10 protein-coding genes and 1 pseudogene are annotated in these 9827 nt (G+C 71.4%); 4 read left to right on the plus strand and 7 right to left on the minus strand.

Annotation, left to right across the window (positions count from 1 at the left end; genetic code table 11):
- Window positions 1–424, minus strand: a 424-nt coding sequence (locus tag ACFFNX_RS32355) for an AfsR/SARP family transcriptional regulator (protein WP_378209669.1), incomplete at its 3' end; no start/stop codon positions are given.
- Window positions 425–621: 197 nt separating this feature from the next.
- On the opposite strand from ACFFNX_RS32355, the gene ACFFNX_RS32360 reads away from it, so the two are divergent.
- The gene (locus ACFFNX_RS32360) at window positions 622–1272 is read left to right on the plus strand and encodes a DUF4190 domain-containing protein (protein ID WP_378209670.1); all 651 of its coding nucleotides are present in this window, start codon (window positions 622–624) and stop codon (window positions 1270–1272) included.
- Window positions 1273–1379: 107 nt separating this feature from the next.
- Window positions 1380–1796 (plus strand): hypothetical protein, encoded by a 417-nt coding sequence (locus ACFFNX_RS32365; RefSeq protein WP_378209671.1) that lies wholly within the window; start codon window positions 1380–1382, stop codon window positions 1794–1796.
- Window positions 1797–1830: 34 nt separating this feature from the next.
- On the opposite strand, the gene ACFFNX_RS32370 is transcribed toward ACFFNX_RS32365, so the two are convergent.
- The 3 genes from ACFFNX_RS32370 to ACFFNX_RS32380 are packed head-to-tail and all read right to left on the minus strand — an operon-like array spanning window position 1831 to window position 6302.
- Entirely contained in the window at window positions 1831–2763 is a 933-nt protein-coding gene (locus ACFFNX_RS32370; RefSeq protein ID WP_378209672.1) for a ribose-phosphate diphosphokinase, read from the minus strand.
- A 57-nt stretch (window positions 2764–2820) separates the two neighbouring features.
- Window positions 2821–3687, minus strand: a complete 867-nt coding sequence (locus ACFFNX_RS32375) for an ABC transporter permease (RefSeq protein ID WP_378209673.1) — start codon at window positions 3685–3687, stop codon at window positions 2821–2823.
- Window positions 3684–6302: an alpha/beta fold hydrolase gene (locus ACFFNX_RS32380; protein ID WP_378209674.1), complete on the minus strand. Its 2619-nt coding sequence runs from the start codon at window positions 6300–6302 to the stop codon at window positions 3684–3686. The genes ACFFNX_RS32375 and ACFFNX_RS32380 overlap by 4 nt, the downstream gene beginning before the upstream one ends.
- Before the next feature lie 226 nt (window positions 6303–6528).
- On the opposite strand from ACFFNX_RS32380, the gene ACFFNX_RS32385 reads away from it, so the two are divergent.
- Window positions 6529–7071: a SecDF P1 head subdomain-containing protein gene (locus ACFFNX_RS32385; protein ID WP_378209675.1), complete on the plus strand. Its 543-nt coding sequence runs from the start codon at window positions 6529–6531 to the stop codon at window positions 7069–7071.
- An 11-nt stretch (window positions 7072–7082) separates the two neighbouring features.
- Here ACFFNX_RS32385 and ACFFNX_RS32390 read toward each other — a convergent pair whose 3' ends face one another.
- Window positions 7083–7943, minus strand: a complete 861-nt coding sequence (locus tag ACFFNX_RS32390; protein WP_378209676.1) for a helix-turn-helix transcriptional regulator — start codon at window positions 7941–7943, stop codon at window positions 7083–7085.
- A 133-nt stretch (window positions 7944–8076) separates the two neighbouring features.
- On the opposite strand from ACFFNX_RS32390, the gene ACFFNX_RS32395 reads away from it, so the two are divergent.
- On the plus strand, window positions 8077–9141 hold the full coding sequence (locus tag ACFFNX_RS32395) for an aldo/keto reductase (RefSeq protein ID WP_378209677.1): 1065 nt from the start codon (window positions 8077–8079) through the stop codon (window positions 9139–9141).
- Between the two features lie 50 nt (window positions 9142–9191).
- Here ACFFNX_RS32395 and ACFFNX_RS32400 read toward each other — a convergent pair whose 3' ends face one another.
- Entirely contained in the window at window positions 9192–9440 is a 249-nt protein-coding gene (locus ACFFNX_RS32400; RefSeq protein ID WP_378209678.1) for a hypothetical protein, read from the minus strand.
- Window positions 9425–9827: pseudogene (locus ACFFNX_RS32405) on the minus strand (hypothetical protein); the annotation flags it as partial. The gene ACFFNX_RS32400 and the pseudogene ACFFNX_RS32405, both read right to left, overlap by 16 nt.

Consider the following 9827-nt stretch of genomic DNA (forward strand, 5'->3'; position numbering starts at 1 on the left):
GCTCGTCGCGCCACAGCGCGAGCGCGGCCCTGAGGTGCCCGGCGGCGTCGGCGGTACGGCCGGCCGTCCGGGCCCGCGTGACGTGGTCGGTGAACACCTCGGCGTCGAGGCGGCCCGGCGGCACGACGAGCGTGTACCCGGCCTCGGTCAGCGTCAGGAGTTGCCCCGGGGTGCGGGGCGATCGGCCGGGCTCCAGGATCCGCCGCAGCCCCGCGACGTACTTCTGGACGACGTTGACGCCGTTCTCGGGGGGTTCGTTCCCCCAGACGGCGTCGACGATCCGGGCCGTCGGCGTGGGCCGGTTGGCGTTGAGCAGGAGCACGGCGAGGACGGCCCGCTGTTTGCCCGGTCCGAGGTCCAGTTCGGTGTCCTCGCGCCAGGCGCGCAGCGGGCCGAGGATCTCGAACCGGACCGATGCGGCCATGAGCGGCACGGTCACAGTTTTCCTTTCCGCGCGGGCCTGCGTACCCCGTGAGCAGGCCCGATACCGCGCGGCAGTCAGAGCGCCCAGGGGGGCGGCAGTGAGAGCGCAGTGCGCCACAGCATAACGACAGCGATCCGGCACAGCGAGGGCGAAAGCTGGCCGCGGAACGTTCGCACTACGCCGGAAGGAAACAAGCAATGTCGTTTCAAGCCCCCGCCACCGAGCCGGGTTGGTACGGCACCGGCCCCTACGGCGGGGCCGATCGCGACCGCCGTCGCTCCACCAATGGCCTGGCCATCACGTCCCTCATCCTCGGAATCCTGGGCTTCCTGGTGATCACCATTCCGGTGAACCTGGTTCTCGGCCTCGCGGCACTCGTGCGTACGCGCCGCCGGGGCGACAAGGGCGTCGGACTGGCCGTTACCGGCCTCATTCTGTCGCTGCTGTGGGCCGTGGGCATCGGCGTCGGCGTGGCCGCGCTGTCCCGATGGCACGAGCCGAAGCGCGACGCGAACGGGCAGATCAACTCGACGCAGAAGGCGGCCCCGGACACACTGCGCGTCGGTGACTGCGTGGCGCCGCAGACCGGCGAGGTCACGACCGTCAAGGCCCAGCCGTGCGGCACACCGGGCAGCAACAAGGTCTTCGCGGTCTTCTCGCTGCCGCAGGGCTCGTGGCCCGGCAACGCGAGTTCGAGCGCGTCCGCCGAGCGTGGCTGCACCAGGCGGTACGAGGCGTCGCACCGGACCGCGAAGAAGCAGTCGCAGCTGTACTACCTCTCGCCCAGCAAGGCCCAGTGGACGCTCGGCGACCGGAAGGTCATCTGCCTCGTCGGCCCCGTCGCGTAGCACGGACGCCCGGCCGGGCCCCTCCCCGGCCGGCCGTACCGGGGCGAGTGGTGTCGGAGCCGTGCTGAGATGATGATCAGCTCATGATTCAGGACGAAGGGGGACGCATGTCCATGCGTCGTAAGACCGCGGCACTCGCGACGGTCGCGCTGGCCGCCTCGTGTGCCGTCGCCGTGGCCGCACCGGCGTACGCCGCCGGTCCCTGCGGGAGCGGCTACTCGCTGATCGACGTCTACAACGTCTCGACGAGCAGCGGGGTGAAGAAGGGGTCCCTGGAGCTCTACTACGCGTCTTCTTCCGGGAAGAACTGCGCGCTCACCTACGGCGTCGGCAGCACGTACGGCACGGCGACCTTCAAGATGGTGAAGATCGCCCGGCACAGCGACCCTCTGTGGACGCCCGACCAGGGCAACTACAAGTACTACGCGGGCCCGGTGTACGTCTCGGCCGCAGGCCAGTGCATCGACCTCGAGGCCCAGGTGGAGGACGCCTGGCTACTGAAGTCCAACGTGCACTGCGGCTGAGGGAAACACGCGCCGGGCCGTCGGCCCGGCGCACTCACTGGAACAGGACGCTGATGCTCTCGCGGCGGTGGATGCGGCCGATGGCCTCGGCGAACAGCGGTGCGACCGACACCGTCTCCACCTTGGCCGACAGCTTCACCGGCTGGTTCTCCACGGTGTCGGTGACGTAGAGACGCGAGATGGGGCTGTCGTCGAGCCGTTCCATCGACTTGCCGGTGAACACCCCGTGCGTGACCGCCGCGCGCACGCTGTGGGCGCCGCGGTCGATCAGGGCCTCGGCGACCTCCACGAGTGTGCCGGCGGTGATGGTGAAGTCGTCCACGATGACGGCGTCGCGGCCCTCCACGTCGCCGATGAGGTCGATGATGCGCGCCGCCTCACTGTGGTCGACGCGTTCTTTGTCGGCGATGGCGAGCGGCGCGCCGAGCCGGGTGGCGAACTTGCGCGCCTGCTTGGCGAAGCCGACGTCCGGGGAGACCACGACCAGGTCGTCGGCCGTGCCGATCGCCTCGGCGAGCATCGGCAGGGCGTACAGGTCATCGACGGGCAGCGTGAAGAAGCCCTGGATCTGCGGTGCGTGCAGGTCCATCGTGACGACCCGTGCGGCGCCCGCCGCCTCGATCGCCTCGGCGCACACCCGCGCCCGGATCGAGACGCGTGGCTCGTCCTTCTTGTCGGCCTTGGCGTAGCTGAAGTACGGCATGAGCACGGTGACCGACGCGGCGCTCGCGCGCTTGAACGCGTCGATCCAGAACAGCAGCTCCATGAAGTTGTCGTTGGCCGGGAACACCGTCGACTGCACGATGTAGACGTGCCGGCCGCGGACGTTCTGGTTGGCCTTGACGAACAGGTTGCCGTCGGAGAATCGGATGACCTCGCCGTCGCCGGGCTCGACCCCCAGATGCCGGCAGATCGCCGTGGTGAGACGGCGACTGCCCGACCCGCCGAACACCAGAAGCTCTTCCATGATCACTCCAGCCGAGTACGACGCGCGAGGCCGTTTCAAGCATCGTGCCTGCGGACCTCAGCTGACAACGTCCTTGTCGCGGAATCGGCGCACGGCGAGCGCGAGAAATATCACCGCGTACGACGCCGACAGCACCATGCCCTTGACCATGCCGGTCCATACCAGGTCCGGCTGCAACGCGTCGGTCCAGGCGAACTGCCAGTGCGTGGGCAGGAACTCCCGCCAGTGCCCGAGCGCGGTGACCGCGTCGATGATGTTGCTCACGATCACCAGCCCCACCGCGCCGCCGACCGCGCCGAGCGGTGAGTCGGTGGTGACCGACAGCAGGAACGCCAGCGCCGCCACGACCAGTTCGGAGACGAGCGTGTACCCGACGATGATGAGCATCCGGGTGAGCGCGGTGCCGTTCGGCAGGGCCGTGTCGGTCGCGGGCAGCCGCAGGCGCGCCCAGCCGAAGACGTAGATGCCGGTGATCATGGCCATGACCGGCAGGCTGAGCACCGCGACCGCCGACAGGGACAGGGCGACGATGAGCTTCTGCCGCAGCAGGCGCACGCGCGGCACGGGGGCGGCGAGCAGGTAGCGCAGGGACGCCCAGCCGGCCTCGCTGGCCACCGTGTCGCCGCAGAACAGCGCCACCGCGACCACGAGCAGGAAGCCCACCGACGCGAACAGCGTGAACGCGGTGAAGTTCAGCGCGCCGGTCGTGGCCACGGTGACGAGGCCGGGCGTGTTCGGGTCGTTGCCGGACGGCGAGCCGCCGATCTTGAACGCGGCGGCCAGCACCCACGGCAGCAGGAGCAGCACCGCGAACGCGATCCACGTACGGCGCCGGCGCAGCTGCCGGACGGCCTCCACGCGCAGCGGCAGCGTACGGCGCGGGCGGTAGGTCGGGTCCGCGCCCCGCCGCCCCGTGTCACTCATGAGTCCTCCCCGATCAGCGCCAGGAACGCGTCCTCGAGACGGCGGTGCGGTGCGACGCGCTCCACCGCGACGCCGCCGCCGACGAGCGCGGCGACGACGGCGGACGGCGGCGAGCCGTTGATCCGGACGAGAACGCCCGGTTCGTACGGCTCGGCGTTCTCGATGCCCTCCAGCGAGGCCAGCACGCTCAGCGCGCGGTCGACGTCCGGCGTGCCGATGACGACCGAGCCGGCGTTCCCGGCGATCTCGGCGACCAGACCGGCGGCGACGAGCCGGCCCTTGTGCATGACGACGACGTCGGTGCAGGTCTGCTCGACCTCGGCCAGCATGTGGCTGGAGATGATGACGGTGCGGCCCTCGGCGGCGTACCGGACCAGCACCTCGCGCATCTCCGCGATCTGCGGCGGGTCCAGGCCGTTGGTCGGCTCGTCGAGGACGAGCAGGTCCGGCAGGCCCAGCATCGCCTGCGCGATGGCCAGCCGCTGCCGCATGCCCTGTGAGTAGGTGCGCACCGGACGGCGCACGGCGTCGCCCAGGCCGGCGATCTCCAGGGCCCGTTCCATGTGGGACTCGCCGCGCCCGGCCGCCTTCCAGTACAGCTCGAGGTTGTCGCGTCCGGACAGGTGCGGCAGGAAGCCGGGCCCCTCGACGAATGAGCCCAGCCGGGACAGCACGGGCGCGCCCGGCCGTACGGGTTCGCCGAAGATGCGGATCTCCCCGTCGTCGGGGTGGATCAGCCCTATGAGCATGCGCAGGGTCGTGGTCTTGCCGGCGCCGTTCGGGCCGAGCAGCCCGCAGACCTGGCCCCGCTCGACGCGGAAGGACAGGTCGTCCACGGCGAGATAGCCGTTCTTGTACCGCTTGGTCAGGCCGCTGATCTCCAGCGGTGTTCCGGCGTCCGCCTCGCCGCCCCCGCGCGGGCGGCGCCGCCGTGACGTCGCCGCGATGACGACTCCGGCCACCACGGCGATGACCGGGAAGCCCCAGACCCACCACGGCAGCGGCGCGGGCGGCGTGCGCAGCGCCGGGTCGACCGGCACGCTCAGCGGCGACTCGAGCGACACCTGGTAGGCGGCCGGGCGGGCCGGGGAGGCGAAGCCCATGTCGGTGGTGCTGAACACCAGCCGGATCCGGTGCCCCGCCGCGAACCGGTAGTCCATCGCCGGCAGCGTCACCTGCCCGGTGCCGTCGAGACGCAGCGGCGCGGCGATGCGGCGTGCCGGTGACGCCTGGCCCTCGGGGTCGACGTCGTACACCTTGGCGAACAGCGTGGGCGTTTCCGATGAGGGCCGCACCGCCTTGACGCGCAGGCGCACCTGCTCGGCGCCGGTCAGTTGCAGGGACGCGTCGAGCGGTTCGGAGTCGAACGTCGCGGACTGCCCGGGCAGGTCGACGCCGAGGCCGCCCGTGGCCGGCGTGCTCGGGACGGCGCCGAGCAGGCCGAGGCCGGGCATCGAGGAGATCGAGGACGGCGAGCCGCCGGCCGGGTTCTGGATCGTGGCCTGCTCGCCGCTGAGCGGGACGGACCGCCGCGTCGCCCCGGCCAGCCCGGGGTAGCGGGGCGCGGACGCCGCGCTGATCGTCACGCGCTGGGTGGAGGAGTCGATGCCGCCCGTACGGGTGACGATGAAACCGCCGTCATCCGGCAGCGGACCGCCCTTGAGGTAGTGGTCGAACCAGCCCGTGACCAGGCCGTTGACCCGCGACGTCTCGGGGTCGCCACCGTCGTGCCCGCCCTGGTACCAGACGGTCCGCACCGGCGCGCCGGTGATGGCGCGGGCGTTGCGGTCGGACTGGTCGAGGGGGAACAGCGAGTCGGTCTGGCCCTGGACGAGCAGGGTCGGCACGTGGATGCGGCCGGCCACGGACGCGGGGCTGTCGCGGTGGAGCGTCGCGATCGCCTCCGGCGTCGGCCGTCCGGTCTCGGCCACTTTCTGGTACATCGAGCACAGCGACGGCAGGAATCGTCCACAGGCTGTGGACGACGCGCCGCTCGTGAAGAAGATGCCGGCCCAGGCCTTCTTGAACACCCCGTTCGCCGGGCCGGCGCCGGTCGCGTCGGGGAACAGCGCGTCGGCCAGGTCGTACCAGGTGATCTGCGGCGCGATCGCGTCGATCCGTGAGTCGTACGCGGCCGCCAGCAGGGAGATCGCGCCGCCGTAGGACTGCCCCGCGACGCCGACCCGCGGATCGCCGGGCTTGTCGAGGCGCACCTCCGGACGGCGCGCCAGCCAGTCGACGAGCTGCCGGACGTCCTTCACGTCGTAGTCCGGCGAGTCGAGTGTGATCTGGCCGCCGGACTGCCCGAAGCCGCGCGCCGACCAGGTGAGCACGGCGTACCCGTGCCGCGCGAGATCCTCGGCCTGGGACCGTGTGTCGTCCTTGCTCCCCCCGAACCCGTGCGCGAGGAGCACCGCCGGGGCGCGGCCACCGTGCACGGGCGGGAAGAAGGTCGTGTCGAGAGTGACGTGCTGGTCGTTCTTCGGCCCGTCGACGACCGTGATGCGCTGGTCCGTCGCCTTCACCCGCGGCTCGTCACCGACGGACGCCCAGGTGAGAGCCCCGGCGAGCACGACCGCCACACCGGCGACCGCCGCCGCCCATCCCCGTCTCATGCCATGACCTTATTCGCCCCGTTTCGCCGCGCCGCCCTCGTACCCTGCCGCTCTCGTACCTGTCCTGGAACGCGCGCGCCCATGGTGCGATGATCCCAATGATGATCGCCACTTAGTACGGCTCCGGCCGGATTCCCCGGTGACCCGTGGCCTTTTCGGAGTGGGCGGGTCAACCCGGACCGGATCGCAATCGTCCTCCCTTGAGGACGGCAGAACGGAGGTCACGATGCGAGCCGCGCGGCGCCCCCACGCACGGCCTGGACTGATCGCGGTAGTGATCGCGCTCTGGGTGGTGATCGCGGCGATCGCCCTGACCGGAACGCTGATCGCCGCCTTCTCCCAGGAACATCCCGTGCGCTTCTCCGCGCCGCTGAAGATCTATCCGGTGACCCAGGAGATCCCCGGCGCGCAGTGCCCGCCGGGCGTACAGGGCGCGATCGGGCAGAGCGCCACCGGCCCGATCTGCTACCAGCTCGCCGTCGGCATCACCATCAAGCGCGTCAACGACATCCACGTGGAGCGGATGAAGGCCGGTGGGTACGCCGTGTCGCTCAGCCTCATCCCGGCCGACGGCCGCGCCCTGACCCGGCTGACCCGCGGTGCCACGGGCCGTCCGTTCGCGCTGACCGTACGGGACCAGGTGGTGGCCGCGCCCCGGGTGGACGCTCCGATCACCAAGGGCCGCATCCTCATCAGCGGCGACCTCACCCGTGACGCCGCGAACACCATCGTCAACCGGCTGAGGGGCCGCGCCGCCCAGTCGACCTGAGAGAGCCGCGGTCAGATCGCGCGGAGGGCGGGCGTGCCGGCCCGCGCCTCACGGGCCACCGCGTCGAGCGCCTCCTGCGACACCGGGTCGGCGGCGCGGTAGATGACCAGCCGTCGGCTCCCGTCGCCCAGCGGCGTCAGAACCTCGTACTCGATGGAGATCGGGCCGACGCGTGGATGCAGCAGCGCCTTGGTCCCGTGCCCGTTCACCATGACGTCGCGGCGCTCCCACAGCCGGGCGAACTCCTCGCTCTGGGACCGCAGCCGCTCGACCAGGTCCGCGAGCGCGGTGTCGTCAGGGTGCGCGGCCCAGGCCGCCCGCAGGTCGGCGATGCCCTCGCGGATGGTGCGTTCACGGTCGAGATAGAGGCCGGTGTACTCCGGGTGCAGCACACAGAGGTACATCGTGTTGCGCTGCTCCTCCGGGAGCTTGGGGAAGTCGAGCATCAGCCAGGCCATCTCGGGGTTCCACGCGACGATGTCGAAGCGATGGTCGACCACCATGGCCGGCAGCGGCGACAGGTCGTGCACCAGCGAGGACAGCCACTCCGCGGCGTCGCCGGACGGCCTGCGGCCCGCCGACCAGTGCCGGGTCAGGTCGAACAGGTACGCGCGTTCGTCGTCGCTCAGCCGCAGGGCGCCGGCGAGCGCGTCGAGCACGTCCGGAGAGGGCCGCAGCCCACGGCCCTGCTCCAGCCGGATGACGTAGTCGACGCTCACCGCGGCCAGCTCCGCGACCTCCTCCCGGCGCAGGCCGGGCGTGCGCCGGGTCCGCCGGCGCCGCGGCAGGCCGACGTCCTCGGGGCTGAGGCGCTCACGCCGCGCCCGCAGGAAGACCGCCAGCTCGTGAGCCACATCGACCCTGTCACTCATGAGCTCGAATCTACCTGGGAGCGCCGATCCCATGATGAGGCTTCCCTTACGCCCTCTTCCGCTCCCGGCGCAGGCTGTGCGGGACGGCTCGGCCGAAGGGCCGGGCGAGTGACTTCACGAAGGGGACACAACTGTGTCTGGACCGTTGGACACCTACCGGCTGCTGGGGCGTTCGGGCCTGCGGGTCTCACCGCTGGCGCTGGGGACGATGACGTTCGGCTCCGACTGGGGCTGGGGTGCCGCGAAGGACGAGTCACGCCGCATCTTCGACGCGTACGTCGACCGGGGCGGCAACTTCGTCGACACCGCGAACCAGTACACGAACGGCACCGCCGAACGGCTCGTCGGGGAGTTCGTCGCCGACCGCCGCGACGGCCTGGTGATCGCCACCAAGTACACCCTGACGTCGCGGCCCGGCGACCCCAACTCCGGCGGCAACCACCGCAAGAGCATGGTCCGCTCGGTGGAGGACAGCCTGCGCCGGTTGGGGACCGACTACATCGACCTGCTCTACCTGCACGCGTGGGACTTCACGACGCCGGTGGAGGAGATCCTGCGGGCCATGGACGACCTCGTACGGGCGGGCAAGGTCCTGTACGTCGGCATCTCCGACACGCCGGCCTGGCAGGTCTCGCGCATGCAGGCGATCGCCGACCTGCGAGGCTGGTCTCCCCTGGTCGCGCTGCAGATCGAGTACAGCCTGATCGAGCGGACCGTCGAGCGCGACCTGATCCCGATGGCCGGGGAGATGGGCCTCGGCGTCATCCCCTGGTCGCCGCTGGGCAGCGGCGTGCTGACCGGCAAGTACACCCGGGACGACCTGGACCACGGGGGCGGCTCGGCCGCGGCCGAAGGCACCCGCAAGAACGTCGCCGCCGCCAACGGCGCGCTGACCGAACGCGGGCTCGCCATCGCCGACGTCGTCTCGAAGGTCGCGAGCGACCTCGGCGTGACGCCCTCACAGGTCGCCCTCGCCTGGACGCTGCGCGACTCACGCGTGACGGCCCCGATCATCGGCGCGCGGACCCTCGGCCAGCTCGAGGACAACCTCGGCGCTCTCGACCTGACGCTGCCCGGCACGGCGCTCGCCGAGCTGGACGCGGCCAGCGCGATCGAGCCCGGCTTCCCGCACGAGTTCCTGAACCGCCCGATGACGAAGAACGTGATGTTCGGGGACCTGAGGTTCGAGCGTGCCTGACCACACGGCCGACGGCGGCTCGGGGGCCGCCGCCGGCCGCGCGGTCGCGCTCAGCGCGGCATCGGGCCCGCGAGCACGCGGCGGCGGTTCGAGCCACGCCGCACCACGATGACGATGATGATCACGACGCCGATCGCTATCGCGCCGACCCAAATGACGGTCACGGTGAGCATGGTGGTGAACATCTCGTGAGCCTCCGGCGGTGTGCCCACGCCGTACCGTGCGCCGGTGTCCGCGGCGGTGGCGACGCAGCCGACCTGATACGTGCCGTCGGCGGGGATGCTCAGGAAGGAGAGCACGCGCCAGCGCGTGTTGTTGATCGTGATCGTGGTGTGGCCCTCGGTCTCGCCCAGATCTGGTGTCCGGCCGCGTCACGGGCGAAACAACGATCCGATAGCGAGCCGGCGTCGGTGACGTAGAAGCCCGGCCTCGGACTCCGTCTCAGCGCAACGGTCACCGTCTCGTTCGCGGTGAACGTGGCGGTCGGGACGGCGTCGCGGATCAGGCCGGCGGCGAGCACCGCACCGGTCGTCAGGCCCGCCACGATGATCACCGCCGCGAGCACGAACCACAGGCGCCGCGGACGCAGGTCGGCCGGGTCGACGGCCGGAGCGGGAAGGGGACGCCACGGCGGCCCGCCGTACGGGCCGGGCGGTGGCCCGCCGTACGGGCCGGGCGGTGGCCCG

Source organism: Actinoallomurus acaciae (genome assembly GCF_042429965.1).
Taxonomy (GTDB): Bacteria; Actinomycetota; Actinomycetes; order Streptosporangiales; family Streptosporangiaceae; genus Actinoallomurus; species Actinoallomurus acaciae.